Genomic DNA, 25,133 nt, shown 5'->3' on the forward strand with positions numbered 1-25,133 from the left:
GATTACTCCTGCCTGCGGCCGCTGGCGATACGGGTGATCACCAGTGCCACCAGGATCAGCGCGCCATTGATGAACTTCAGGGAGTCGGCGCTGACGCCACCGTAGGACAGCAGCTTCTGGATCAGCGTCAGGATCAGGATGCCGAAGAACGCGCCCAGCACCGATCCGCGCCCGCCATTGAGTGACACGCCACCGATCACGCAGGCCGCGAACACCTGGAAGATCATCCCGTCGCCCTGACTGACCTGCACACTGGCGAACTGACCGGAGTAGATGAGCCCGCCGATCGCGGCCAGCCCACCGGCGATGACGAGCACGGTGAGAACCACGGTGTCGGTGCGGATTCCGGCCGCCCGCGCGGCGGGCTCATTGCCGCCGACCGCGTAGAGCGCGCGACCCGCCGTCGTATAGGTCAGCACGAGATACCCGAGCGCGAACAGCGCCAGGCACACCAGCACATCCACCGGAATCCCCAGCACCCTGGTATTGCCCAGCCAGTCGATGGAGTCCGGAATCTTGGTGAGGGTGAACCCGCCGGTGAGGAAGGTCAGCAGCCCGCGCAGCGCAATGAGCATGGCCAGCGTGACAATGAACCCGTTGAGCCCGAACCGCACGATCAGCACGCCGTTCACCGCGCCCACCGCCAGCCCGACCAGCAGCGCCATCGGAATCGCCATCCACGGCGAAGCCCATGTGAAGGCACCGACTTTCGCCGTACCCATGGTCGCCCAGATGGCCACGCCGGGTGCGAGCCCGAACGTGGATTCCAGCGACAGATCCATTCGCCCCACCACCAGCACCAGCACCTCGGCCAGCACCAGCAGGGAAATCCCGCTCATGGTGGTGAGCACATTGGTGAGGTTGGTCAGCGACACGAAGTTGTGATTGATGAAGTAGCCGACCACCAGCACCAGCAGAATCGGCGGCACCAGCAGGAAATCACGCAACGCACCCCACCGCACCGACGCCAATCCCCGACCGGGCCGCGCCACCATGGCGGCACCGCCGGTTACGGCCGCCGCCTCGCTCGAGTCAACGGCCTGTGATGCGTCAGCCTGCGGGGCGGTGGCGTGTGATGCGTCAGCCCGCGAGGGCGCGGTGTGCGGTGCCTCTACCGGCGAGGTCTCGACGTGCGAGGTCTCGGCCTGCGATGGTTGCGGGTGCGAGGTTTCGGCGGAACTGGTCATGACAGTCCTTCCATGGCGGCGACGAGTTCGCGTTCGTCCCAGCCTTTTTCGTAATCTCCGGCGTGCCGGCCCTGTCGCAGGACCAGCACCCGGTCGCAGTCGCGCAGATCGTCGAGTTCGTCCGAGACCACCAGCACCGCGGTGCCGCGCGCGGCGGTATTGCGCAGGACGGCGCGCAGGGTGTCCTTGGAGCGGATGTCGACGCCCGCGGTCGGGGTGATCAGCACCAGCACGGCCGGTTCGGTGGCCAGCGCCCGGGCGAAGACGACCTTCTGCTGATTGCCGCCGGACAGTTCGGCGACACTCTGATCGGGGCTGTCGGCTTTGATATCGAGATCGCGAATGGCCTTGCCTGCGAGCTTGTTCCGGGCGTGGCCCGACAGCAGGCCGAAGCGGCCCAGCTGGCGGGGCACGGTGAGGGTGGCATTGTCGCCGATGCTCATTTCCAGGATCAGGCCCTGATCGTGCCGGTCACGGGGCACGAATCCGATGCCCGCCTGCAGCGCCGCCGCGACACCGGTGCGGCGCAGGGCCTTTCCGTCCACGGAGACAGAGCCGGTGCTCGCCTTGCGCAGTCCGACGATGGTTTCCGCCACCTCGGTACGCCCGCTGCTCCCACCACCGGCCAGGCCCACGATCTCGCCGGGACGCACCGTGAAGGCGATGTCGGCGAATTCGCCGGTGCGGGTGAGTCCCTCGACCTGCAATGCCGGTGCGGACCCGAGTTGCGTTGCGGGCCCGGACGTTTGGGCATCCAGCAATGCGGAATCGCCGGTCATCGCCGCGATCAGTTCGGGCTTGCTCAGCTCGGCGGCGGGCGCGGTGATGATGTGCCGGGCATCGCGGAACACCGTGATGTCCTGGCAGATCTCATAGGTCTCGTCGAGGTGGTGGGAGATGAACAAGAACGTCACGCCCTGCGCCTGCAGGTCGGTGATGCGGGTGAACAACCGCTTGATGGCGGAACTGTCCAATTGCGCGGTGGGTTCGTCGAGGATGATGAACCGCGCGCCGTAGGACAGCGAGCGCGCGATCTCCACCAGCTGGCGATGCTCCACCGACAGATCGCGGGCCAGCGTATCCACCGCCACGGGCACCTGCCAGGTGTCGAGCAGCTCGCGCGCCCGGCCACGCAGCGTGCGCCAGTGCACGATTCGCCCGCCGAAGCCCTGCCGGCCCAGGAAGAGATTCTCCGCCACCGACAGGTCCGGAATGATCGTCGAGTGCTGATACACGCACGCCACCCGGGCCCGCCACCCGTCACGGTCGGCGGGCGCGGGCGCCGGTTCACCCCGGAAGCGCACCTCCCCCTCATCGGGAGCTGCGAGTCCGGTCAGGATGGACACCAGCGTGGATTTGCCCGCGCCATTGCGGCCGACCAGCGCGTGCGTACGGCCCGGGGTCACCGCGAGCCGGACGCGTTGCAGGGCGATATTGCGGCCGAAACGCTTGGTCACGCCGATGGCCTCGGCAATCGGAACCTGCACGGCGGGCGCCGGATCGGCGCCGGGGGAGTCCGCCGGTTCGGGGAGTATCTGACCGCTCATCAGCCGCCGTGTCCCCACAGTCCGGGCGCGGTCGGCGGCAGCGTGTCCAGTTCGCCTACCTTGCCGCCGTTGCGGGTGACCACCGGTGCGGGCAACTGATCCTCGAGCATCCCGCCGACGCCGGTGTCGATGATGGTGGAGCCGTGATCGGTCGGTCCCGGCGCGAACTTCTTGCCGTCGATCGCGGCCTTGGCGTACACCGTCGCGTACTGCGCGTAGAGATCGGCGGGCTGGGAGATGGTGGCATCGATATCGCCGGCGGTGATGGCATCCAGTTCGGCCTTGATGCCGTCATTGGAGACGATCGTAATGTGGCCCGGCTGACCGGCTTTCACCAGTTTGCCGCTGCGCTTGAGCAGTGCGAGGGTGGGCTGCAGGAAGACGCCGCCCGCCTGCATGTAGATGCCGTTGATGTCCGGATCGGTGAGCAGCTTGTCCTGCAGGCCCGAGACCGCGCGATCGCCCTGCCAGTCGGTGGGGATCTCGATCACCTTGATGCCGGGGTAGCGGGTGGACATGCACTGGGCGAACGCTTCGGAGCGGTCGCGGCCGTTGATGGAGCTCAGGTCGCCCTGGAATTCCACCACCTTGCCCGCGCCCTTGAGCGTTTCACCCAGGTAGATACAGGATTTGGTGCCGTAGGCGCGATTGTCGGCGCGCACCACCATGTAGGCGCCGCCGCTGTCGGGGCGGGTGTCCACGCTGATCACCGGCACATGTTTGGCGGTCGCCGCCGTGATGGCGGGCTTCACCGCGGCCGTGTCCTGCGGCGCGATGATGAGGGCCTTCACATCCTTCGACAGCAGAGTGTCGACATTGGCCTTGAGCCGATCGGAGTCATTGTCGGAGGAGGTGTTGTCCAGCTTCACACCGACCGCGGCGGCCTTCGGGCCGAGGTATCCGGCGTAGGCGCTCCAGAAGTCGGAGTCCGAGCGCGGCTGATCCGCCCCGACCAGCACGCCGTTGTCCGCACCCGCGCCGACACTGGCAGCCGGGCCGCTGGAGGTGGTGCCGGTGGATTCGCGTGAGCACGCACCGGCGGCCACTAGTAGGAGGACGCCGCAGGCCACGGCTAGGAATCTGTTGGAGCGCAGCGGCGGGGCGGATTTCATGAGTTCTCGTACTCCTTCGTCGAGAGTGCCTCGGCCAGTAGTGGATTCGTGGGTTTGGCGCGCCAGATCGCGCCGGTCGGATAGGTGTAGGCGGCCAGGGTCCGCGGCAGCATCTCGGCACTGAAACCGGGTGCGCGCGGGGCTCGGTAGCGGCCGCGGTCGACCACGACCGGGTCGCGGAAATGCTCGTGCAGGTGGTCGACGAATTCGATGGCCCGGCCGGTCATGGTGCCGGACACCGCGATGTAGTCGATCATCGCGAGGTGCTGGACCAGTTCGCACAGCCCCACGCCGCCGGCGTGCGGCACCACGGGGACGCCGAACTTGGCCGCCAGCAACAGGATTGCGAGATTCTCGTTGACGCCGCCCACGCGAGCGGCGTCGATCTGCAGGATGTCGACCGCGCCGGCCTGCAGGAGCTGTTTGAACAGGATCCGGTTCTGGCCGTGCTCGCCGGTGGAGATCGGCACCGGTCGCACGCGGCGGCGGATCTCGGCGTGGCCGAGGATATCGTCGGGGCTGGTCGGTTCCTCGACCCAGGCCAGTCCGGCGGGTGCGAGCGCCGCGATCCACTCGACCGCGCGGTCGACGTCCCAGCGTTGATTGGCGTCCACGGCCAGGCCGATATCGGGACCGATTGCGGCCCTGGCTATTCCGACGCGGCGCACGTCCTCGTCGAGGTCGCGGCCGACCTTGATCTTGATCGTGCCGAATCCGTCGGCCACCGCGCGGCGGGCCAGCCGCGCCAGCTTCGCATCGGAGTAGCCGAGCCAGCCCGCGGAGGTGGTGTAGGCGGGATATCCGGTGGCGAGCAGCTTTCCAGTGCGCTCGGCCCGGCCGGGTGCGGCGGCACGCAGCATGTCCAGGGCCTCGCCGGGGGTGAGCGCATCGGTGAGATAGCGGAAGTCGACCAGGTCGACGAGGTTTTCCGGCTCCAGCTCGGAGACCAACTGCCACACCGGTTTTCCGGCGTACTTGGCGGCCAGGTCCCAGGCGGCATTGATCACCGCGCCCGCCGCCATGTGGACGACGCCCTTCTCCGGGCCCAGCCAGCGCAATTGCGAATCGTCGGTGAGGGTGCGGGCGAAGCCGCCGAGATCGGCGATGATCCCGGCGACCGACCGCCCGACCACCAGGTGCGCGAGCGCCCGGATGGCCGCCTGCTGCACCTCGTTGCCGCGGCCGATGGTGAAGGCGAACCCGTGGCCGGTCGGGCCGTCCGGATCGTCGGTGCGCAGGATGACATAGGCCGCCGAGTAATCCGGATCCGGATTCATTGCATCCGAGCCGTCCAATTCGCGTGACGTCGGGAACCGGACGTCGAGCGTGTCCAGCTGCGTGATGTGTGGCATCGGCTGCGCCCCCGTCGTAGAGAGTGATATGGGTCACGACTATACATCGGATGTCTACGGCGGCAAGGGGTAGCGAGGAATCGGTGAAAGTCGGGCTTTCAGTGCGTAATCCACTATCCGGACCGCGCGACGGTGCTACGGTCGGTGCGGTTAAACATCGGAGCTATCGCCATAGGAGTGGATCGACATGTCGCCGCAGACACTCGACGGAACCGCCGCCATCGTCACCGGTGGAGCCTCCGGCATCGGGCGGGCCGTCGCCGAAACCCTCGGGGCCGCAGGCGCACAGGTCACCGTCCTCGACCTGGAACCGCCACCGGACGGGCGGTACCTGCACTGCGATGTCACCGACGACACCGAGGTGCGCGGCGCGGTGAGCGCGGCGGCCGCGGCCATGGGTGGCCTCGATATCGTCGTGAACTGCGCGGGCATCGGCGCCCAGGGCACTATCGTCGATCACACCGACACCGAATGGCGAAAGGTGTTCGAGGTCAACCTCTTCGGCCTGGTCCGGGTCAGCCGCGCCGCGCTGCCCCACCTGCGCCGTTCGCCCGCCGCGGCCATCGTGAACATCTGCTCCATCGCCGCCACCACGGGCCTGCCCGACCGCGCGGTCTACAGTGCCAGCAAAGGAGCGGTGCTCGCGCTCACCCGCGCGATGGCCGCCGACCACCTCAGTGAAGGCATTCGCGTGAACTGTGTGAATCCCGGCACCGTCGACACCCCGTGGGTGCAGCGACTGCTCGCCGCGGCCGCCGACCCGGACGCGGAACTGGCTGCGCTGCAGGCCCGTCAACCCCACGGCCGGCTCGTCACCGCCGCCGAAGTGGCCGCCGCCGTCACCTACCTGGCCTCACCCGCCGCCGCCTCCACCACCGGCACCATGCTGGAGGTGGACGCGGGCATGCACTCCCTGCGCCTGCGCGCACCCGCGGTGGTGCCCCGATGACCGCCCGCCGCATGCCGCGCCCGCGCGAGCTCGCACCCCTGGTCAAGTTCGAACGCCCGTTCCCCGGACGTGAACGGAAACTCCAACGCGCCCAAACCATCTGGGATCTCCGAGAACTCGCGCGCAAACGCACCCCGAAGGTGGCGTTCGACTACACGGATGGCGCCGCCGACGCCGAAATCAGCCTGAACCGCGCGCGGCAAGCCTTCACCGACCTCGAATTCCGCCCCGCCATCCTGCGCGACGTTTCCAAAACCGACACCGCCACCACCGTTCTGGGCGCCGGTGTCACCCTGCCCTTCGGCATCGCCCCCACCGGATTCACCCGCATGATGCACGCCGCAGGCGAACTCGCCGGCGCGCGAGCCGCCGAACGCGCAGGCATCCCCTTCACCCTCTCCACCATGGGCACCACCGCCATCGAGGACATCGCCGCCACCACCGGCCCGGCGGCCCGAAACTGGTTCCAGCTCTACATGTGGACCGACCGCGACCGCTCCCTCGCACTGGTCGACCGCGCCGCCCGCGCCGGCTTCGAAACCCTCGTCGTCACCGTCGACGTCCCGGTAGCCGGAAACCGCCTGCGCGACGCCCGAAACGGCATGACCGTCCCCCCGTCCATCACCGCCTCCGGCGCCCTCGACGCCCTGCGCCGCCCCTGGTGGTGGTGGGACTTCCTGACGACGGAACCCTTGGCCTTCGCCTCCCTGGACCGCTGGTCCGGCACCGTAGCCGAACTCCTCGACGCCATGTTCGACCCCACCGTCGGCTTCGACGACCTGACCTGGCTCCGCGACCACTGGCCCGGCAAGGTCCTGGTGAAAGGCGTCCAAACCATAGACGACGCCAAACGCCTGGCCGCCCTGGGTGTGGACGGCATAGTCCTCTCCAACCACGGTGGCCGCCAACTGGATCGAGCCCCCGTCCCTCTCCACTTGCTCCCGGAGGTGTCCCGCGAGGTAGGCAAAGACCTCGAAATCCACCTGGACACCGGCATAATGCACGGCGCCGACATCGCCGCAGCTCTAGCGTTGGGCGCCAACTTCACCCTGATCGGCCGCGCCTACCTCTACGGCCTGATGGCAGGCGGCGAACCCGGCGTGAACCGCGCCATAGAAATCCTCCACACCCAACTCCTCCGCACCATGAAACTTCTGGGCGTCACCTCCATCGCCGAACTCGAACCCCACCACGTCCGCCTACTCGGCCGCGCCTAGGTTCCGGTGATGATGGGCGGGAGGGAGAGGCGGATGATTTTCAGCCATACCGAGGCGATTTGGCGGGGGAGGGGGCCGGTGTTGTAGGGGAGGTTGTATTCGGTGCAGAGGGTGCGGACTTCGGGGGCGATTTCTTGGTAGCGGTTGGCGGGGAGGTCGGGGAAGAGGTGGTGTTCTATTTGGTGGGAGAGGTTGCCGGAGAGGATGTGGAAGAGTTTGCTGCCGGTGATGTTCGAGGAACCGAGCATTTGGCGGACATACCATTCGCCCTGAGTCTCGTTGGCGGTTTCCTCCTCGGTGAAAGTTTGTACGCCGGAGGGGAAGTGGCCGCAGAAGATGATCGAGTAGGCCCAGATGTTGCGGACTATGTTGGCGGTGGCGTTGCCTGCCAGGGTGGGGAGGAAGAGGGGGCCCGTCAGTAGGGGGAAGGCCAGGTAGTCCTTGATTACTTGGCGGCGGGCCTTGCGCCATTGGGCGGTGAGGAGGCGTTTGAGGTCGGGCCAGCGGCGTTTGCCCTGGATGATGTTCTCGACTTCCAGGTCGTGGAGCATCACGCCCCATTCGACGAGCATCATCAGGAGGAAGGCGTAGAGAGGGTTGCCCAGGTAGTACGGATTCCATTGCTGCTCAGGGTCTATGCGGAGGAAGCCGTAGCCGAGGTCGCGGTCGCGGCCGCGGATATTGGTGTAGGTGTGGTGGATGTAGTTGTGGGAGTGCTTCCACTGGTCGGCGGGGCACACCAGGTCCCATTCGAAGACTCGGGAATTCAGGCCGGGCTCGCGCATCCAATCCCATTGGCCGTGCATGACATTGTGGCCGGTCTCCATATTGTCCAGGATCTTGGACAGGCTGAGGGCGGTCACGCCGGCCAGCCAGCACGGCGGCAGGAAACCTAGGTACATCAGGCCGCGGCCCGCGACCTCGAAACTGCGCTGCGCCTTGATGATCGAGTAGATGTACTCGCGATCCCGTTGGCCCAGATCGGCGGTGATGCGGGTGCGCAGACCGTCCAGCTGCCGGCCGATCTCTTCGAGCTGGGCCGGGCTCAGGGTCAACGGGCCGTCTGCGGACGCGACGAGTGTGGACATGGTGGTCGCCTGACTTTCGGATATCGATGCCGATATCGCCGGCCGCGACACTGGTGCCCAGCTGAATCGTCACAGGACGAGAGGATTCTCCATTCTACCGCCGCATTCCGGTGCTGTAGGCTTCTGGTGTCAGCGACGTATGTCTACGCTGTAGGTCCAGTTGAGGCTGCCACCTGGCCGAACGAATGCCCAACTACTGATAGGCGGCACGACATGGCAGTGAAAACGCCCTACGAGCTTCGAGTTATCCGCGTGCGGGATGCCGTGCGGGAGAACTCGAAACTGGATGAGAAGGCCGCGACGGCACTCGCCGTGCAGGTGCTGCGCGCCCTCGACACGATCCCCGAGAAGATCCGCTGATCCAGCCGCTGCTAGGCGGGTTGCTCAGTGACAGCGGCATATTCGGCCGCGCTGAGCAGCTTGCCCAGTGCGGTCGGCTGCACCGCGAACAGCCAGCCCTCCCCGTACGGATCGGTCCCGATCAGCGCCGGATCCTCGACGACGGCGGCATTCACGATCGTCACCCGCCCGGTCACCGGCGCGTAGAGATCGGAGACGGCCTTGGTGGACTCGACCTCACCGCAGGTCTCACCGGCCATGACCGTCGACCCGACCGCCGGCAACTCGACATGCACCAGATCGCCGAGCGCCGCGACCGCGACCGTGGTCAGCCCGATCCGGACCGGATGGTCCGGCAGCGCCGAATTCGGCTCCAGCGCAACCCATTCGTGCTCATCGGAGTAGCTGAGATCGTAGGGCAGCGCGGCGGCGGTACGAGGTTCGGACATGAGGTGACTCCCTGTTCGACAGTGTCCGGCGGGCACCGGACCTCGGCATGGTCACCTCCCCGCTCTGTCCTGTGACCTGAGAGTTTGGGCGCACCCGCGAGCACGCTGTTCACCTTCGGTAAGACCCGGTCGGAACCGGCGTCTTTCTCCAGAGTTGCCTCGGCACTGCGGTATTGGGCCTGAGAGATTCCCGGGGAGGGTGTTGCTCCTACGGCGTCTCCGAAGAGACTCTCCCGCTGCACGTCGACGGCGATCTTCAATTGTGTGTGGAACAGTAGGCGATCTTCACTGCTTTTGGAACAGTACCGGAAGCAGTAGATGCGAGGCGTACTTCTCGCCGGTATGCACGGTGAGACTGCCCGCGGAGATGTCCGCGGGCCGATCGTCCGGGTCGTCGTGCAGGAAGAGACCGGAGCCGGTGAACGGGATCGGGTGATCCGGAAGCACTTCCGGCACCGCCCCGGGATGGATGTAGTCGTGGCCTTGGATATCGAGCGTCAGCGTGTACCCGGCCGGCAGGTACAGGCTGGTCGGCAGGATCTCGACATCGACCTCATGAATGACGCCGGGAACGAGCGGCTCGGCGTGCTCGTGCGGGTGAACCGGCAGGTACGGCCGGGATCGCTCCGGGTCCAGCGCGCGATGCGAGGCCCGCAACCAGCCCTGGGCGATGGGCACATTCGGGTCGTTGGCACCGCGATAGACGATCTCCTTGCCATCGGGTGCGAAGGCGCGCACCACGAGGAACAGGTCCGCGTCGGTGGTGGACGAGGCGATGAACAGCTTGGCCGCGACCGGCCCCGCGAACTCCAGGTCGACCGGAGTGACGTAGCTGAAGGAGACTCGGCCGGCCTTGCCCGTGTAGGTCACCGATGCGCCGGTCGATGGCTTCGCGCCCAGCGAGCCGTCGTGCGCATCGAGATATAAACGGGTCCAGTCGGTTTCGGGCAGTGGCCAGTCCGATCCGGTGCGCTCGCCGACATGGCCATCCGCATGCCGAGTCCGCAGATGCACACGGGGCTGCTCGGTCCAGCCGGTGTCCTCGCCCTTCAGGAAGTGCCCGAAGAACCGCCGCTGCAGGTCCGTGCCGTACCGGGCATAGAACAGCGACAGATGGTCGTCCTCGTGCATGGCGAGCCATTTGTCCTGCGACGCAGCCAGTTCGAGGCCCCGCGTATTGCCGCGCAGGTGCAGTCCCATGCCACCCCAGTTCCCCGCGGACAACAGCGGCACCGTGATTCGGGACCAGTCGGGAGCATTGTCGCGGTAATAGTCATCCAGGAAACGGTGCTCTCGGACCACCTGCCCGAGGTCCACCCGGCGCTGCGCCAGCTCGTCCTCGGTGAATGTCTCGTCACCACAGACGAGCAGCCCGGTGTGGGGATTGCGATCGCCCTTCGCACCGATGCCGTACTGCGACCCCGAAACCGTTCTCGCATACCAGGAATCGGTGAAGGTCGACAGAATTCCGCCGTGATAGGTGGCATCGCGGTAGCGGTCGGCGGCGCCCTCCCAGACGCACATCGCGCTCAGATGCGGCGGTTGCGCCGCGGCGACCGGCCATTGGATCATGGCGAAGTATGAGATGCCGTTGAGCCCGACTCGGCCATTGCTCCACGGCTGAGCTGCCGCCCATTCGATCGACTCGTACAGGTCCCGGGTCTCGCGCGGAGAGAACGGATCCAGGAAACCGGGTGACCGGCCGGCGCCGCGGGAATCGACGCGCACGCACACATACCCGTCGGGCACCCATTGTTCGGGATCAACCAGCTCGAAGACCTGGTACCTGCCGCTGGAACCGTCGAGTATCTCCGGATGGTCGTCGACCATCTGCTGCCATTGTGCGGGCCACGATTGCTGGAACGGTTTGCCTTTCCCGTACGGGCCGTACGCGAGAATTGCGGGGTAGACGCCTTCCGCGGTCGGGCGAAAGACGTCGGCGCGCAGAATGTTTCCGTCATCGGTTTCGATGGGGACGTCCCATTCGATGGTCATATCGCCGATCACATCGACACGGAATGGGCCTGAGGTTGCCGGGTCGTTCATGGTCTGTGTCCTCCGGTGAATAGCTGTGATGGTCGAAATGGATCAGGGCAGGGTGACGATGACCTTCGCGGCCGAGACGCCCTTGCGCTGGATGTCCATGGCCGACTGGATGTCCGCGATGCCGTGTCCGGCGACGAAGGGTTTCGGCACGGCGAGATAGCGGCCGTCGGCGAGGGCCGCCGGGAGGAAGTCGCGGTAGATCGCGGTGCTGACCTCGTTCGACTTGAGGGTGGTGCCGAAGATGTACTTGGTGCGGACACCGCGCAGTCTCGATGAGAACTGCAGTGCCACATTGGAAGTGATGAGCCGCAGGATCAGGCGGGGGACCGCGAAGCGGGGGCGGTCGGGGTCGGCCAGATGGTCGAAGGAGACCGGTGGGGTGGCGAGGGCGACGAACCTGTTGCCTCGGCACCCGCCGGCGATCTGTACACACGATCGGGCGGAGGTGGGGCCGAAGGCAATGGCGCCCGCCAGGGTGCGACCTTCGAACGCCGCAGTGACGTCCGCGACGACTGCCGGGCTGTTGTAGTCGTAGACAGCGCTCGCGCCAAGGGATTTCACGTAGTCGAAGTTGTGCGGCGAGGCCGTTGCGATGACTTCGTAGCCGGCGGCGACGGCCAGCTGGATGGCATTCGACCCGACACTCGTCGAACCACCCCACACCAGCACCGTTTCCCCGGTGGGGGTGGCGTCCACCGTCGGAGGCCGCAGTCCCAGCTGGTCGGTCTGGAACAGTCCGCACGCCGCGGTCGAGACAGCGAGAGGGAGTACCGCGGCGTCTTCGAAGGGCAGCGTGCCCGGAATCGGCGCGGTCATCCGCTCCAATACGACTGTGTAGAGCTGGAATCCGCCCTCGGCGGGGCTGTTGCTGTCCTTGTCGGTGCCGACCGCGTGGGCGAGCACCCGATCACCGACGCGGAAACGGGTGACCGCACTGCCGATCTCGACCACCTCGCCCGCGATATCGGCGCCCAGCACGGCCGGATAGCGCAGCCAGCGGTAAGCGAGGTTGCCCGCGAGCTGGATGATCCAGTCGAGCGGATTGATGGCGATGGCGTGGTTGCGGACCACGATCTGGTCGGCAGCGGGTGCGGTGTAGGGCGCGGAACCCACTTCCAGCTGGGCTTTTTCGGCGTTGATCCAGGCGGCGGCATTGGTCGGCATCGGACAGGCTCCTCGGAATCGAGTGATTGCACTTGGTGCAGTCACGAGTGTCGCATGTGATTACACCAAGTGCAATGCCGTATCTTGGCCGCATGGCACGTTGGGAACCGGACACCGAGAGACGGCTGCAGCAGGCAGCCATGGAGCTGTTCGCGGAACGCGGATATGCCGCGGTGACGATCGCCGAGATCGCCGAGCGCGCCGGCCTGACCAAGCGCACATTCTTCAACTACTTCACCGACAAACGGGAAGTGCTCTTCGCCGGCGCACAGGCATTCGAAGCGAGTGTCGTCGGCCATCTGACCGAGAGCGACGCGGACCTCGCCCCTATCGAGGTCGCCATCGGCGCGCTGACGCGGGCCGGTCAGGAATTGGCGGGCTACAGCGAATTCGCCGCTGCCCGCCGGCAACTCATCGCGTCCTCATCCGAACTACAGGAACGCGATCTGAACAAGATGACCGCACTGGCCGCGGCCATGGCCGAGAGTTTGGGCCGGCGCGGCATCCCGGCCCATATCGCCACCCTGGCCGCGCAGGCGGCGGTGGCCGTCTTCACTGCGGCTTACGCCGCCTGGGTCGAAGACGCCACCGCAGACCTGCATATCCTCATGCAGCAATCGCTCGCCGATCTGCGCCGAGCCGTCGGCGCGCCTTCGTGATTCGGCCCCCTGCGCCGAATCGGGTTCAGCGTCGCCCGTGCAGCGCGTAGGCGAGTTCGGCTAGTTGACCGAGGGTGCGGTCGAGTTGGGGGTAGCCCTGTTCGACGAGGACCTTGGTGACATTGGTGGTGATCAGGGGACCGGTGAAGGCGACGCTGGCGGTGACGGTGGTGCCGCTCTCCGAGCCTTGTAGCTGGTAGGCCAGGTCGCATTGGACGCCGGCTCTGCCCTTGCCGCGCAACACGACTCGGGTCGGCTCTTCTAGCTTCTTGACGGTCCATTCGACTTCTTCGGACATGCCGTGCACCAGCACCTCGGAGACGAGGGTGGAGCCTTCGACCAGCGTTTGCGGTGGGCGGCCGACGAACTCGCGGTGGATGCCCAGCCAGTACTCCCACGTGGGTGGGGCGACGATGGTGCGGAACAACGCCTCGGGTGTGCCGGGGACGTCTTTGCTGAGGTGTATCGCTCCCAAGAGAACTGATCCTCCGAAATATGCAGGCGCGGTGAACGAATGGACTATCGATCCAGATAACCGACCGCCTCTGCCTTCAATCCCCCCGCGCCGGCGAGAACGATCTTGACATACGGAAAATCAGAGCACAACAGCAGCGTAAATTCACTTGAACTGCGACTTTGCAAATGAAATCGCATTCGCAAGCGCTCCGCCGACCGCACCGGAATCCGCGCGAATCACGGTGCGGTCAAGGGCCATATCCCGATCGGCACGATCGAGGTGGCGCGACCTTCCTCGTCCAGCACCCGGCCGAGCCGTTTGACATGGCTCAGAGCCAAGGCCACATCGAGGATTTCGAGGTCGGGGACCCGTTCGGCGAGCGCGGCCTGCAACCGGTTGATATCGGCGACCGACCGCAGCCAGACGGAGATCAGCATATTGGGGCGACCGCCGGTGACCGCGCAGCAGAGGCGCGTCTCCGGGAGTGTGGCGAGTTGCCGGGCGATGGCGTCGAGCCGTTCGGGGCGCACCCGGCACCACAGCGACGCGCTGACCGGCCAGCCCGAGAGTGATTGCGCCACTTCACAGCGCATGGTCACCTGACCGGTCGACAGCGCGGTACCGAGCCGGCGGCGCATGGTGCTGGCACTGCCACCGGTGCGCTCGGCCAGTTCGGTGGAACTCGCGCGGCCGTCGAGCTCCAGCGCGGTCAGGAACTCGGGGTCGGGGCGGGGGAGGGGCGTCGTGCCGTGCGCGGCCCGCGGGACCGAGGCCTGAATTCGCTCCTGCTGCGCGGCATCGAGGACGCGCAGCTGCCAGCGACTGCCTTCGGTGAGAACCGAGGTGACGACATGCGTGCGGCAGCTCTGTACCCCGGGCGTGGTGCCCAGCGAGGTCAGCACATACGACGACAACGCGGCCAGGTCGTGCAGCACGACCGTCAGCAGCAGATCGCCCTCCCCGGTGATGTGTTCGATGGTGCCGACACCGGGCTCGTCGCGCAGCCGCTGCGCGACCCGATGTGCTTCGCCTGCCGCACAACCCACTTCGATGAAGGCGAGCACCAGCGACGCCAGCGAGGCCGGCCCCGGATAGACCGCGATCCAGGCGCGCCCGTCGGACTCCAGCTGATTCCAGCGCCGCGCCGCGGTCGCCGGATCGATGCCGAGCACACTGCCCAGCAGGCTCCAGGACGCCCGCGGATCGATCTGCAGCCCGTTGATCAGTTTCAGCTCCAGATCATCGATCGCGAGCAGATCCGGCATTTCGCCTCACAATCTGATTTATAGATGCAGAGATGGCTGTCCGATTGCCACCGCAATCTAACATCCGAAGCAGGACGTTTGCTCGTCTGTCTGACCTCGGTCAGAAAGGAAGAACGCATGACTGACGCCTCGACGCTGCGGCCGTCGGCAACTCACCGGACACCCGTCGCACCCCATCGCCGCCGCGAACTCACGGCCGCCACCGTCGGCGCCATCGTGGAATCCTTCGACTGGAGCATCTACGTGGTGTTCGCGGTCTACTTCGCCGCGGACCTGTTCGGCGGGGACTCCCTCAGCTCCATGCTGGCCGCCTACGGCGGATTCACCGTCGGCTTCCTGGCCCGCCCGATCGGCGGCGTGCTCCTCGGCCGGCTCAGCGACTCGCGCGGACGGAAATTCAGTCTGCTGGTGAGCATGAGCCTGGTCTCCGCCGCCAGCCTCGTCTTCGCCGTGCTGCCCGGCAGCGCCTCGATCGGCGTCTGGGCCGCGGTCCTCGCGGTGGCCATCCGCGTGGTGCAGGGCATGGCCTACGGCGGCGAGGGCCCGACCGTGGCCGCCTATGTCGCCGAGACCGCGCCGCCGCGGCACCGCTACCTGTTCAGCGCAATCTCCTACGGCGGCGTCATGTTCGGCTCGCTGCTGGCCTTCGGCATGGTGGCGGTATTGAACGCGACCATCGGCTCGGACGCCATCTACCACGGCGGCTGGCGCTGGGCCTTCGTGGCCGGCGGCCTGCTCGGGCTGCTCGCGCTGTGGGTGCGCAGCTTCGCGCCGGAGTCCGAGGAATTACTCGAGGCGAATCGTGCGGAGCCGCAACGCCGCCCATCGATCCTCTCGATCCTGAACAACCATCGCTGGGCGGTGCTGACCGTCTTCCTGTCGACCTTCGGCATGACGATCGGCTACTACTTCGCGCTCGTCTATCTGCCGAAATACGCTGCGGCGCTGGGGATAACGGATGCGACCACGGCCTCGTCGCTGATGACGCCGGTGCTGGCGATCGTGCTGATCGCCATGCCGTTCGCGGGCCTGCTGGCCGACCGCGCCGGGCTGCTGCGCGTCATGCGGATCGCCTACGCGATCGCCGCGGTGTGCCTGCTGCCCATCGTGTTCGCCATGGTGCACGGGGTGCTGCCCTTCGAAGTCGCCGCGATTCTGCTGGGCCTGCTGATGGTCACCGGCATGTCGGTCGGGCACGTCTTCTGCGCCATGCTGATGCCGGTCGAGGTGCGGGCGGTGGGCACCGGAATCGTCACCGCCACAACGATCGCCGTCTTCGGCGGCACCTTCCCGATGCTGGCCGAATGGCTGATCGGCATCGGCCTGAGCACGGTGATCCCGTTCTACGTCGCGGGCGCGGTGCTCGCCTCGTTCGCCTGCACCTTCACGGTCATGAAGGTCGATTTGTTCACTGCCGCAAGCACGAAGGAGAACTCGGATGTCGGTTCGCGATGACGCACGGGAGCTACAGGGCGAGCTGGTCACCTTGCGGCGGAGTCTGCACCTGGAACCGGAGCTGGGTCTCACCCTGCCCCTGACGCAAGAGAAGGTCCTGAACGCGATCGACGGCCTGGGCCTGGAGATCAGCCTCGGCTCATCCCTGTCCTCGGTCACCGCCGTACTGCGCGGCGCCCGCCCGGGCCCGTCGGTGCTGCTACGCGGGGATATGGACGCACTACCCGTGGCCGAACGCAGCGGCCTGGACTTCGCCGCACACGGTGAACGGATGCACGCCTGCGGCCACGATATGCACACCAGCATGCTGGCCGGCGCGGCCCGGCTACTGAGCGCGCACCGCGATCGGCTCGCCGGTGATGTGGTGTTCATGTTCCAGCCGGGGGAGGAGGGCTACGACGGGGCCCGGCGCATGATCGGCGAGGGCGTCCTCGACGCCGCGGGCGATCGGGTGATCGCCGCCTATGCGCTGCACGTGATGAGCATGGCCCCGACCGGGCTGTTCAGCACCCGCCGCGGCCCCTGCCTCGCGGCCTCGGACAATGTGCGGGTCACCGTGCGCGGTGCGGGCGGGCACGGTTCCATGCCGCATCTGGCCAAGGACCCCATCCCCGCCGCCTGCGAAATGGTCATCGCACTACAGACTCTGGTGACCCGCGGCTTCGACATCCACGATCCGGTGGTGATCACCGTGGGCTCCATCCACGGCGGCACCACCCACAATGTCATCCCCGACGAGGTCCACTTCGAGGCGACCGTGCGTTCGTATTCGCCGGTGGCGCATGCCCGTATCAAGGACGGTATCGTGCGCATGGTGCGCGGTCTGGCCGAGGCGCACGGCTTGACCGCCGACGTCGACTACGAAGAGCTGTACCCGGTGACGGTGAACGATGCCCGCGAGGCCGAGTTCGCCGCGGCCACCGTCGCGGAACTGCACGGCGAGGAGCGATACGCCTGGGCCCCCAACCCGGTCGCCGGGTCCGAGGACTTCTCGCGCGTGCTCGACGAGGTCCCGGGCGTCATGCTCATGCTGGGCGCGGCGCCCGCCGGCTCGGAACCCGAACGCGCACCGGCGAATCACTCCCCGCTCGCGGTCTTCGACGAATCGGTGCTCGCCGACGGCGCGGCGCTGTACGCCGAACTGGCGATTCGCCGCCTCGCCGACGAAGGACATCGTTCCGACGCGGCTTAGCCGCTCAGTCCTCGCGATACCCGAGATCGGTCGAGATCCGCCCGGCCGCCTGACGCACCACCGGGATCAGCCCGCGCATGCGCTCGGCCGGCATATAGGGCGTGGTCGCCGAAACACTGATGGCGCCCACGATGTTTCGCGAGGCATCGCGGATCGGGGCCGCGACGCAGCGGATGCCCGGTTCATTGTCCTCCAGATCCAGGCTCGCGCCGATCCGGGCGTACTCCGTCATGCGGGCGAGGAATTCCGTTGCGTCGCCGCCCTTTCCGTCTGCGACCCGTGCATTGTCGGCGGCGAACAGGGCCGCCCAGCGCGGCGCGGAATCCAGCAGCAGGGCCTTGCCTACGCCCGCGCGCGTGAGCGGCATGCGGTAGCCGACCCGGGAACGCATTTCCGCGCCCCGCGAGCCGGAGAGCTTGTCGAGATAGAGCACCGATCCGTCGTCCTCGACCGCCAGGTGGACGGTGTCGAGCACCTTCGCCGACAGCTCTTCGAGGATCGGCCGGGCCACTACCGGCAGCGGATTACCGTGCAGCGCCTTGAATCCGAGCTCGATGAGGGCCGGGCCCAGCGTGTACCCGCGGTGACCGCTGCGCAGATACCCCTCGTGCACGAGCAGCTGGATCAGCCGGTGCGCGGTACTGCGGCCCAGGCCGGTGCGCTCCACCACCGCTCGCAGATCGTGCGCGCCATCGGCGACGGCACGGATGACCGCCAGCCCGCGGGCCAGCGTCTGGGTGCCGGGAGGAATGTCGGTCGGAGCTGCGGTCACCATTCGAGTGTCCCAGATATAGGGAACACGTTGGTAATTTTGGGATACCCCGAAGATAGTGGTGGCGTGACTCAGCACCCGGCCCCGGAACCGTGCCTCATAGCGCTGGACTGGGGTACGTCCGCGCAGCGGGCCTGGCTGCTCGGCGCCGGCGGCCGCATTCTCGACGCCCGCCGGTCCGGTGCCGGACTGCTCAGCACCTCCGCCGGTATCGACCTCACCGATCCCGCCGCCCGGGCCCGCGGCCACGAAGCCGCCTTCCTGACACTGGTCGGCGACTGGCTGCGCGCGCACCCGGGCCTGCCCGCGATCGCCTGCGGCATGGTGGGCAGCGCGCGCGGCTGGCAGGAAGCCGAATATCGCACCGTGCCATGCCCATTGACCTTCGGCGCCGACGACCTCACCCCGGTGAGCCACCGAGAAGGCTTGCTGCACTTGGTACCCGGACTGCGAGTCGCTCCCGACCCCGCCCGCATGATCCCCGGCGATGTGCTGCGCGGCGAGGAGACCCAGGCCATCGGCATCCTCGCGCAGCTGCCCGATCCCGATGCCGCGCAAACCCTGGTGCTGCCCGGGACACACAGCAAATGGCTGCGCATCCACGACCGCGAGGTCACCGGCTTCACCACGGCCATGTCCGGCGAGCTCTACGCACTCGTCACCGAACACGGCATCCTCGGACATACCGCGACCACGCCGGTACGCGATGACGCGGCGTTCGCCCGCGGGCTGGCCGCGAGCGCGAACCCGGCGGCACGCGGACTCGCGGCGGAACTCTTCGGCGCGCGGGCACTTGTCCTCGCGGGCGCCCTCGCCTCGTCCGCGCTGCCGGACTATGTGTCCGGCGTGATCATCGGGGACGAAGTGTGCCGGCTACTGCCGCACTATCGCGAGCCGGGACGAATCACCCTGTGCGGCAGTGCCGATCTGTGCCGCCGCTATGCGACCGCCCTCGAGTATCGCGACATTGCCGCCGAGATCATCGGCGAAGACGTTGCCGCACAAGGACTCTGGGCCATTGCCTGCACCGCCGGTCTGGTCGGATCGGCGCAAGCAGCAGGGCAACAATCATGAAGGAGCACGCCATGACCCACACCGCGACCACCTCCTCCGGACTGGTGGCCGTCCTGCGCGGCATCACGCCCGACGAAGTCGCCGCGATCGGAACCGCACTGGCGGAGGAGGGTTTCGCTGCCGTCGAGGTGCCGCTGAACTCACCGCAGCCTTTCCTCTCCATCGAACGACTGGCCGCCGCTGTCGGCGAGGTCTGCGTCGTCGGGGCGGGCACGGTCCTGAACGTCGACGATGTCGCCCGCGCTCATACCGCGGGCGCGCGCATCATCGTGTCGCCCGATACCCACGTCGAGGTCATCACCGCGGCGATCGAACTCGGCCTGCGCCCGTACCCCGGTGTGGCGACACCGACCGAGGCCTTCACCGCCGTTCGCGCCGGTGCTCGTAGTCTCAAGCTGTTCCCGTCCCACCTGCTGGGGATCACTGGCATGCGGGCCCTGCGCGCGGTGCTACCGGCCGAGGTCGAACTGCTGCCGGTCGGGGGCATCGATGAGGACAATATCGGCGCCTGGGCCGCCGCGGGCGCCGGCGGGGCCGGGCTCGGCACCAGCGTGTACCGCCCCGGCGACGGCGCCGACATCGTCCGCGCACGGGCCCGGAAGCTCTGCGCCGCATGGTCATCCGCCACGGCCTGACCGTCCCATTCATCGCCGGACGCCGTCGCGGCCAGCCGTACAGGAGGAACCAATGAAGATTACGTCCGTCAAGACCTTTTCCGTCCCGCCGCGCTGGCTGTTCCTGCGGATCGAGACCGACACCGGCCCGGTCGGGTGGGGCGAACCGGTGCTCGAGGGCCGCGCCGCCACTGTCGCGGCGGCCGTGGAGGAACTGTCCGACTACCTGATCGGGCAGGATCCCAGGCGGATCGAGGACTTGTGGACGGTGCTCTACCGCGGCGGCTTCTATCGTGGCGGCGGCATCCACATGAGCGCCCTGGCCGGAATCGATCAGGCGCTGTGGGACATCAAGGGCAAGAGCTTCGGCGTGCCCGTGCACGAACTGCTCGGCGGCCGCGTGCGCGACCGCATGAAGGTGTACTCCTGGATCGGCGGCGACCGGCCCTCCGATACCGCGAAGGCGGCCCGCGAGGTGGTCGATCGCGGGTTCACGGCCGTGAAGATGAACGGCACCGACGAACTGCAGTACCTGGATTCCTTCGACAAGATCGACCGCTGCGTGGCGAACGTCGCGGCGGTGCGCGCGGCGGTCGGGCCGGATATCGGGATCGGCGTGGACTTCCACGGGCGCGTGCACAAGCCGATGGCGAAAGTGCTGCTGCGCGAGCTGGAACCGTACCGGCTGATGTTCGTCGAGGAGCCGGTGCTCTCCGAACACGTGGACGGCTGCCTGGATGTGCTGCGCCACAGCCCGATTCCCATCGCGCTCGGCGAAAGGCTGTTCTCGCGCTGGGATTTCAAGGACATCATCACCTCGGGCGCGGTCGACATCATCCAGCCCGACCCCTCGCACGCGGGCGGCATCACCGAAACCCGCAAGATCGCGCACCTGGCCGAGGCCTACGACATCGGCCTCGCCCTGCACTGCCCGCTCGGGCCGATCGCCCTCGCCACCTGCCTGCAGATCGACGCCGGCTGCTACAACGCCACCATTCAGGAACAGAGCCTCGGCATCCACTACAACACCAGCAACGACCTGCTCGACTACCTCGTCGATCCGAGCGTGTTCACCTACGCCGACGGCCAGGTCGAGATTCCGTCCGGCCCCGGACTCGGCATCGAGATCAACGAGGAATACCTGGCCGAGCGCGCCGCCGAGGGCCATCGCTGGCGCAACCCGATCTGGCGGCATACCGACGGCTCGTTCGCGGAGTGGTGATCGCGGTGATGCTCAGCGCTCGTCTTGGTGGTCTTTCCCATCCTGCTCGTCGGGCACGGCGAAGAGGCGGATTGCCATGGGGCGGGCGCCTTTCGGGGCATCGGTGCGCAGGGGGTGGCCGTACTTTTCCAGTAGTTCCATGTACTCGTCGATGAAGGCGAGCAGCTCTTCATGGGTCATGTAGGTGCCGTGGCGCTGTACCTGCGCCCAGCCGTCGGGGCCGGTCCACTCCTGATTGGCGCGGACGTAGCGGTCGATGTCGGCGTTGATCTTCAGTTCCGCGAGTTGTTTCGCCGCGGCGTATTCATCGGGTTCCATGGTGGCCGGATCCGGCATGGTGTGGCTGAACGGTATTGCCCGCCACCACCTTTCGCGGCCCTGTGACTTCTCCGGGATCTCCTCGATGAGTTTGGACTCGGCGAGTTTGCGCAGGTGGTAGCTGGTCGTGCCGGTGCTCTCGCCGAGCAGGCCGGCCAGGGTCGTCGAGTTCGCTTCGGCGTTCGCGCCCAGATGCTGCAGGATGCGGCCCCGCAGGGGATGGGCCAGCGTCCGGTACAGCGCTGTGCGTTCGACGCTGGTCTGGGGCTCGACGGCGCGTTTCGACATGTGCCCCACATTAGCAGAGGTATCTCTGCAAAGAAATGTTTGCAGAAATCTGTAGGCAATCGTACGTTGGTTCGCATGCGACCGAAACGAACCGTCATACACCGGATTTCGTGGCTGCCCGTGGTGATCGGATCGGGCGCGCTGCTCAGCGGCTGCTACGACCTGACCCTCGCCGCCATCGGGCCGGACTCCGTGGAAGCCGCGTGCTCCGGCACCGGCGAACTGTTGCTCGCGCTGATCTGTAGTCAGTGGGCGGTGTTGTCCATCTCCAGATCCGCGAGGTGACGCTGGATGACCGGGAGGACGACCTTGGCGTAGCCGATGACATCGGCGGGCTGGCCGGCAGTGGCGATTTCGCCCTGGGTGGCCTTCACCGCGCCTTGGTGTCCGGCGATGAAGAAGGTGACGAATTCCTTGTCGAAGGCGGCGCCCTGCAAGCCGTCGAGCTTGGTCATTTCGGCGGTCAGGGTGTCGTTGAGTTGGCTGGGGAGGGGGACATTGTGCTGCTGGGCCAGCATGGTGATGCCGGCATCGATGAGCGCGTGGTCGGAGACCAGCATGGCCCCGGTGTCGCGGACCGGCTGGGTGGAACCGGATTTCTGCGCGAGGGCGCCGGCCTGTTGTTCGGCCAGATCGTCTTCGTGGACGGCAATCAGCCATTTCGCCGAGGGCGAGGTGCTGTCGGCCGCCGGTACGGCCGCGGATGTGGTGGTGGAACTTGCGGAATTACTGTTCGAACTGCATCCGGCGAGGGCAGCGATCACGATGAATGACGCCCCGATGGTCGCTGTGGCCGAGGAGAATTTCATGGTCACTTTCGTACCCACTCTCTCGAGCTCTGCGCAGGCAGCCGGGGTGGCTACCGGCCCATCCATTATGCGCGTCAGCAGTGCCGGCGCGGCGGCAGCCCCGAGACGTCGGAAGCGTTGTCGCGGAACGTTTCCGCGAAATCGAGAAAGCGGTACACATCGTCGAAAGTGGTGGCCAGGCCCAGCGAAACCCGCACGGCGCCACCGGTTGTCATGCCCATATCGTGCAGGAAACGGTCGTAATCGGGTCGTTGCGTGCGGTCGAAATTCGCGGTGATCGTCGCCTTGTCGATCCCGAGCGCGACCTGTCCCGCCCCCGGATTGCAGAAGCAGCCCGTGCGCAGCGAGATCCGCCAGGTCCGGGCGCGGTGCTCGACCCGGCGCTCATCGATCACACAGCCTTCGGGATCGAGGAAGTTCAGCGAGATCGTGCCGCCGCGGCGGTATCCGTCCGCGGGCCCGTAGAGCCTGGTCAGAGGGCTTCCATTGCTATGTCGCAGGGTGGTGAGGCGGGTGAGCAGCCATTCGGTCAGGCACCGCACGCGGGTATGGATGAGCGGCATTCCGGTGCGCCGCAATTGCCGCAGGCCCAGCTCGATGGCGGGCAGGCCCAGATAGCCGATCGTGCCGTCCTCGAAGGCCTCCGCACCGTCGGGCCGGAAGACCCGCTCACTCTCCACCGACACCGCCCAGATGCTGCCACCGGCGCCAAGGCCGGCGCAGCTTCGCCAGCGCGGTGTGCCGGGCCAGCAGGCAGCCGATCCCGGTGGGGTAGCCGAACATCTTGTAGAACGACACCGCCACGAAATCCGGCCGCCATCGATCCAGATCGAGCCGGTTGGTGGGCACGAACGCCGCGGCGTCGAGCAAAACGTCCCAGCCTCGCGCCTGAGCCTGCGTGATCCACTCCAGCGGATGCTGCACGCCCGAGAAATTCGATTGGGCCGGATAGGCGAACAGTTTCGGTCCGGTCGCCGGCGCGGCCCACGCCGCGTGCAGTTCGGCCTCGTCCACGCGCAGCTCGGGCGTGGTGACCGGCACATACGCGGCCGCGGTGCCGGCGGCGCGGGCGTACTCGCGAATACCGTTGACCGAGTTGTGATTGTCGTAGGTCAGCGTGAATCGCCCGTCCGGGGTGAACGGATAGGACTCGCCGACCAGTTTGAGCGCCCCGGTCGCATTCGGGGTGAAGATCACCCGGTATTCCTCGGGCGCGGCGTGGAAGAAATCCAGCACCGCCGCGCGTGCTCGCTCGGTGAGTTCGGTGGCGGCCCGCGAGGCGGGGCTCTCGGAATGCGGATTGCCGAAAGTATTGTCGCGCAACAGCCGCAGATGGTCGTTCAGCTGCGATTCGGCGTACAACCCGCCGCCGGTGTAGTCGAGATAGACCTGCCCGGTGGCATCCAGGCGCTGGAACTCCGTGGCGCGCAGTACATCCAGTTCGGCGGTATCGGTGTACCCGTGCCAGTGGTCCAGGAACTCCGAGAATGCCGCCGCGCGCTGGTCCACGGATCCGCCGCTCATCGCATCGACCCGATCCGGCCCGTGATCGTACCCGGCACGCAAAGTCGTTGGGTCACAACGACGTAGAACGATGCCATTTATCCACAATAGTCGGTCCACGCCGCCGGTGCCAGGATTTCTCCGGCTTGCTGCGGTTCGTCGAAAACAGCTGTGGCGCTGTGGGTGTCGCAATAGACTGAATGTTGCACATGGCATCTGTTTCGTACCTGCGGCAGCCCGGGGGTGTCCGGATTGAACGGGATGAGTCTTCGAAAGCCTTGCACCGTGGTGGTGGCCACCGAGAGTGATGCCGAAATCCCGGGAATCGACCGGGGAATCGATTGGGATGCCGCGCTGGAATACCTGCCCAGCATCGGGTCCGCCTACCTGCGGCGACGCGAACCCGGCGTGGTGGTGCCCGCGGCCTGCTGGCCCGCCGCCGCGCCGCGCACGGCCGGGTGGGAACTGTGCGTGCCGGACGAGGAGTATTCGCGATTCGCGGCCGCCCTGGGACTTTCCGCGGAGCCGTAGCCGCGCTGCCCGCGGATCCGGCGCCCACCTGGCCGGACTGGTCGTTGCACCGAGTGCGTGGCAGACTGAGGTCAGGTTGAGACTCCAGCCGCCCTAGGTCCGGTACGCCGTTCTCCACGGTTCGGGCAGGCGTTCTGGCGCTCCCGATTCCGTTCTGCCGACCGCACCGGACACCCCCTTCGGGAGGTTTGCCATGTCAGCGATTTCCATTGCGCACAATCAGGTGGGGCACGATTGTGTGGTCGTCCAGGCGGAAGGCGAGCTCGATTTCGGGTCGTTGCGGGCCTTCCGCACCGCACTCGCGTTCGCGCTGGCCGCCGGTCCGTCCGTCGTCGTCGATCTGCGCCGGGCGCGCTTCCTCAGCCTGCGCAATGCCTGGGCCCTGGCCGAGAGCGTGGACACCGCGGTGCGCGGCAGGATCGAGATCACCGTGCTCGCCGGTCGCCCCGAGATCGAGCGTGTGCTCGAATTGGCCGGTATCCGAGCGCTGTCCGAAATCCCGGCCCAGTGATTCGGACCGGCTG

27 protein-coding genes and 1 riboswitch are annotated in these 25,133 nt (G+C 67.1%); of the genes, 12 read left to right on the forward strand and 15 right to left on the reverse strand.

Translation table 11 applies throughout. The annotated features are described in order from the left end of the window. Positions 1-2: 2 nt before the first annotated feature. Genes ACH438_RS07150 through ACH438_RS07165 form a run of 4 tightly spaced genes read right to left on the reverse strand, consistent with a single transcriptional unit; the run spans position 3 to position 5,198 of the window. A complete protein-coding gene (locus ACH438_RS07150) occupies positions 3-1,187 on the reverse strand; it encodes an ABC transporter permease (RefSeq protein WP_397002154.1) in 1,185 nt (394 codons plus the stop codon). Further along, on the reverse strand, positions 1,184-2,734 hold the full coding sequence (locus tag ACH438_RS07155) for a sugar ABC transporter ATP-binding protein (protein WP_397002156.1): 1,551 nt from the start codon (positions 2,732-2,734) through the stop codon (positions 1,184-1,186). The genes ACH438_RS07150 and ACH438_RS07155 overlap by 4 nt, the downstream gene beginning before the upstream one ends. Continuing rightward, a complete protein-coding gene (locus ACH438_RS07160; protein WP_397002158.1) occupies positions 2,734-3,846 on the reverse strand; it encodes a sugar ABC transporter substrate-binding protein in 1,113 nt (370 codons plus the stop codon). Before ACH438_RS07160 ends, ACH438_RS07155 begins: the two co-directional genes overlap by 1 nt. Next, the gene (locus ACH438_RS07165) at positions 3,843-5,198 is read right to left on the reverse strand and encodes an enolase C-terminal domain-like protein (RefSeq protein WP_397002160.1); all 1,356 of its coding nucleotides are present in this window, start codon (positions 5,196-5,198) and stop codon (positions 3,843-3,845) included. Before ACH438_RS07165 ends, ACH438_RS07160 begins: the two co-directional genes overlap by 4 nt. A gap of 187 nt (positions 5,199-5,385) precedes the next feature. Between ACH438_RS07165 and ACH438_RS07170 the strand changes: the two genes are divergently transcribed. Both ACH438_RS07170 and ACH438_RS07175 read left to right on the forward strand, forming a co-directional pair. Beyond that, positions 5,386-6,147 (forward strand): SDR family NAD(P)-dependent oxidoreductase, encoded by a 762-nt coding sequence (locus ACH438_RS07170; protein ID WP_397002162.1) that lies wholly within the window; start codon positions 5,386-5,388, stop codon positions 6,145-6,147. Then, on the forward strand, positions 6,144-7,364 hold the full coding sequence (locus ACH438_RS07175; protein ID WP_397002164.1) for an alpha-hydroxy acid oxidase: 1,221 nt from the start codon (positions 6,144-6,146) through the stop codon (positions 7,362-7,364). Before ACH438_RS07170 ends, ACH438_RS07175 begins: the two co-directional genes overlap by 4 nt. Here ACH438_RS07175 and ACH438_RS07180 read toward each other — a convergent pair. Continuing rightward, positions 7,361-8,452 carry a fatty acid desaturase family protein gene (locus ACH438_RS07180; protein WP_397002166.1) on the reverse strand — a complete coding sequence of 364 codons (1,092 nt, stop codon included), beginning with the start codon at positions 8,450-8,452 and terminating at the stop codon, positions 7,361-7,363. The two genes, ACH438_RS07175 and ACH438_RS07180, sit on opposite strands and share 4 nt — an antisense overlap. A gap of 213 nt (positions 8,453-8,665) precedes the next feature. Here ACH438_RS07180 and ACH438_RS07185 point away from each other — a divergent pair, with 213 nt between their 5' ends. Continuing rightward, positions 8,666-8,812 (forward strand): DUF6307 family protein, encoded by a 147-nt coding sequence (locus tag ACH438_RS07185; protein WP_397002168.1) that lies wholly within the window; start codon positions 8,666-8,668, stop codon positions 8,810-8,812. A gap of 11 nt (positions 8,813-8,823) precedes the next feature. Here the strand turns inward: ACH438_RS07185 and gcvH are convergent, their stop codons facing one another. From gcvH to ACH438_RS07200, 3 genes are all read right to left on the reverse strand, one after another. Then, positions 8,824-9,240, reverse strand: a complete 417-nt coding sequence (gene gcvH / locus ACH438_RS07190; protein WP_397002170.1) for a glycine cleavage system protein GcvH — start codon at positions 9,238-9,240, stop codon at positions 8,824-8,826. A gap of 158 nt (positions 9,241-9,398) precedes the next feature. Further along, positions 9,399-9,486, reverse strand: a riboswitch (glycine riboswitch). 39 nt (positions 9,487-9,525) lie between these two features. Beyond that, positions 9,526-11,286, reverse strand: a complete 1,761-nt coding sequence (locus ACH438_RS07195) for a CocE/NonD family hydrolase (protein WP_397002172.1) — start codon at positions 11,284-11,286, stop codon at positions 9,526-9,528. Between the two features lie 42 nt (positions 11,287-11,328). Continuing rightward, positions 11,329-12,450 carry a zinc-binding alcohol dehydrogenase family protein gene (locus ACH438_RS07200; RefSeq protein ID WP_397002174.1) on the reverse strand — a complete coding sequence of 374 codons (1,122 nt, stop codon included), beginning with the start codon at positions 12,448-12,450 and terminating at the stop codon, positions 11,329-11,331. A gap of 92 nt (positions 12,451-12,542) precedes the next feature. Here ACH438_RS07200 and ACH438_RS07205 point away from each other — a divergent pair, with 92 nt between their 5' ends. Further along, entirely contained in the window at positions 12,543-13,109 is a 567-nt protein-coding gene (locus ACH438_RS07205; protein WP_397002176.1) for a TetR/AcrR family transcriptional regulator, read from the forward strand. Between the two features lie 25 nt (positions 13,110-13,134). Here the strand turns inward: ACH438_RS07205 and ACH438_RS07210 are convergent, their stop codons facing one another. Beyond that, complete coding sequence (locus ACH438_RS07210; protein WP_397002178.1) at positions 13,135-13,584, reverse strand: SRPBCC family protein; 450 nt, start codon at positions 13,582-13,584, stop codon at positions 13,135-13,137. A gap of 218 nt (positions 13,585-13,802) precedes the next feature. Beyond that, positions 13,803-14,831: an Lrp/AsnC family transcriptional regulator gene (locus ACH438_RS07215; RefSeq protein ID WP_397002180.1), complete on the reverse strand. Its 1,029-nt coding sequence runs from the start codon at positions 14,829-14,831 to the stop codon at positions 13,803-13,805. 117 nt (positions 14,832-14,948) lie between these two features. On the opposite strand from ACH438_RS07215, the gene ACH438_RS07220 reads away from it, so the two are divergent. Together ACH438_RS07220 and ACH438_RS07225 are read left to right on the forward strand one after the other, a co-directional pair. Beyond that, a complete protein-coding gene (locus ACH438_RS07220) occupies positions 14,949-16,286 on the forward strand; it encodes an MFS transporter (protein ID WP_397002182.1) in 1,338 nt (445 codons plus the stop codon). Then, entirely contained in the window at positions 16,270-17,478 is a 1,209-nt protein-coding gene (locus tag ACH438_RS07225; protein WP_397002184.1) for a M20 family metallopeptidase, read from the forward strand. Before ACH438_RS07220 ends, ACH438_RS07225 begins: the two co-directional genes overlap by 17 nt. A 4-nt stretch (positions 17,479-17,482) precedes the next feature. On the opposite strand, the gene ACH438_RS07230 is transcribed toward ACH438_RS07225, so the two are convergent. Next, the gene (locus ACH438_RS07230) at positions 17,483-18,253 is read right to left on the reverse strand and encodes an IclR family transcriptional regulator (RefSeq protein WP_397002188.1); all 771 of its coding nucleotides are present in this window, start codon (positions 18,251-18,253) and stop codon (positions 17,483-17,485) included. A gap of 63 nt (positions 18,254-18,316) precedes the next feature. On the opposite strand from ACH438_RS07230, the gene ACH438_RS07235 reads away from it, so the two are divergent. From ACH438_RS07235 to dgoD, 3 genes are read left to right on the forward strand one after another with little or no spacing between them, the layout of a single operon-like run. After that, entirely contained in the window at positions 18,317-19,324 is a 1,008-nt protein-coding gene (locus tag ACH438_RS07235) for a 2-dehydro-3-deoxygalactonokinase (RefSeq protein WP_397002190.1), read from the forward strand. Positions 19,325-19,335: 11 nt separating this feature from the next. Next, the gene (locus ACH438_RS07240) at positions 19,336-19,959 is read left to right on the forward strand and encodes a 2-dehydro-3-deoxy-6-phosphogalactonate aldolase (RefSeq protein ID WP_397002192.1); all 624 of its coding nucleotides are present in this window, start codon (positions 19,336-19,338) and stop codon (positions 19,957-19,959) included. A gap of 52 nt (positions 19,960-20,011) precedes the next feature. Further along, positions 20,012-21,160 (forward strand): galactonate dehydratase, encoded by a 1,149-nt coding sequence (dgoD, locus tag ACH438_RS07245; protein ID WP_397002194.1) that lies wholly within the window; start codon positions 20,012-20,014, stop codon positions 21,158-21,160. Between the two features lie 12 nt (positions 21,161-21,172). Here the strand turns inward: dgoD and ACH438_RS07250 are convergent, their stop codons facing one another. Continuing rightward, the gene (locus ACH438_RS07250) at positions 21,173-21,766 is read right to left on the reverse strand and encodes an ArsR/SmtB family transcription factor (protein ID WP_397002196.1); all 594 of its coding nucleotides are present in this window, start codon (positions 21,764-21,766) and stop codon (positions 21,173-21,175) included. A gap of 75 nt (positions 21,767-21,841) precedes the next feature. On the opposite strand from ACH438_RS07250, the gene ACH438_RS07255 reads away from it, so the two are divergent. Next, the gene (locus ACH438_RS07255) at positions 21,842-22,051 is read left to right on the forward strand and encodes a hypothetical protein (RefSeq protein WP_397002198.1); all 210 of its coding nucleotides are present in this window, start codon (positions 21,842-21,844) and stop codon (positions 22,049-22,051) included. Here ACH438_RS07255 and ACH438_RS07260 read toward each other — a convergent pair. The 3 genes from ACH438_RS07260 to ACH438_RS07270 all read right to left on the reverse strand — a co-directional run bounded on the left by ACH438_RS07260 (position 22,012) and on the right by ACH438_RS07270 (position 24,099). After that, positions 22,012-22,575, reverse strand: coding sequence for a DUF4142 domain-containing protein (locus ACH438_RS07260; RefSeq protein ID WP_397002200.1), 564 nt, complete (start codon positions 22,573-22,575; stop codon positions 22,012-22,014). The two genes, ACH438_RS07255 and ACH438_RS07260, sit on opposite strands and share 40 nt — an antisense overlap. 74 nt (positions 22,576-22,649) lie before the next feature. Beyond that, a complete protein-coding gene (locus ACH438_RS07265; protein WP_397002202.1) occupies positions 22,650-23,261 on the reverse strand; it encodes a hypothetical protein in 612 nt (203 codons plus the stop codon). Continuing rightward, on the reverse strand, positions 23,245-24,099 hold the full coding sequence (locus ACH438_RS07270; RefSeq protein WP_397002204.1) for an aminotransferase class V-fold PLP-dependent enzyme: 855 nt from the start codon (positions 24,097-24,099) through the stop codon (positions 23,245-23,247). The genes ACH438_RS07265 and ACH438_RS07270 overlap by 17 nt, the downstream gene beginning before the upstream one ends. 240 nt (positions 24,100-24,339) lie before the next feature. On the opposite strand from ACH438_RS07270, the gene ACH438_RS07275 reads away from it, so the two are divergent. Together ACH438_RS07275 and ACH438_RS07280 are read left to right on the forward strand one after the other, a co-directional pair. Next, positions 24,340-24,609, forward strand: coding sequence for a hypothetical protein (locus ACH438_RS07275; protein ID WP_397002206.1), 270 nt, complete (start codon positions 24,340-24,342; stop codon positions 24,607-24,609). Between the two features lie 193 nt (positions 24,610-24,802). Beyond that, entirely contained in the window at positions 24,803-25,120 is a 318-nt protein-coding gene (locus ACH438_RS07280) for an STAS domain-containing protein (RefSeq protein ID WP_397002208.1), read from the forward strand. Positions 25,121-25,133: the final 13 nt, after the last annotated feature.

The sequence above is a fragment of the Nocardia sp. NPDC020380 genome, from assembly GCF_044386975.1.
Taxonomy (GTDB): domain Bacteria; phylum Actinomycetota; class Actinomycetes; order Mycobacteriales; family Mycobacteriaceae; genus Nocardia.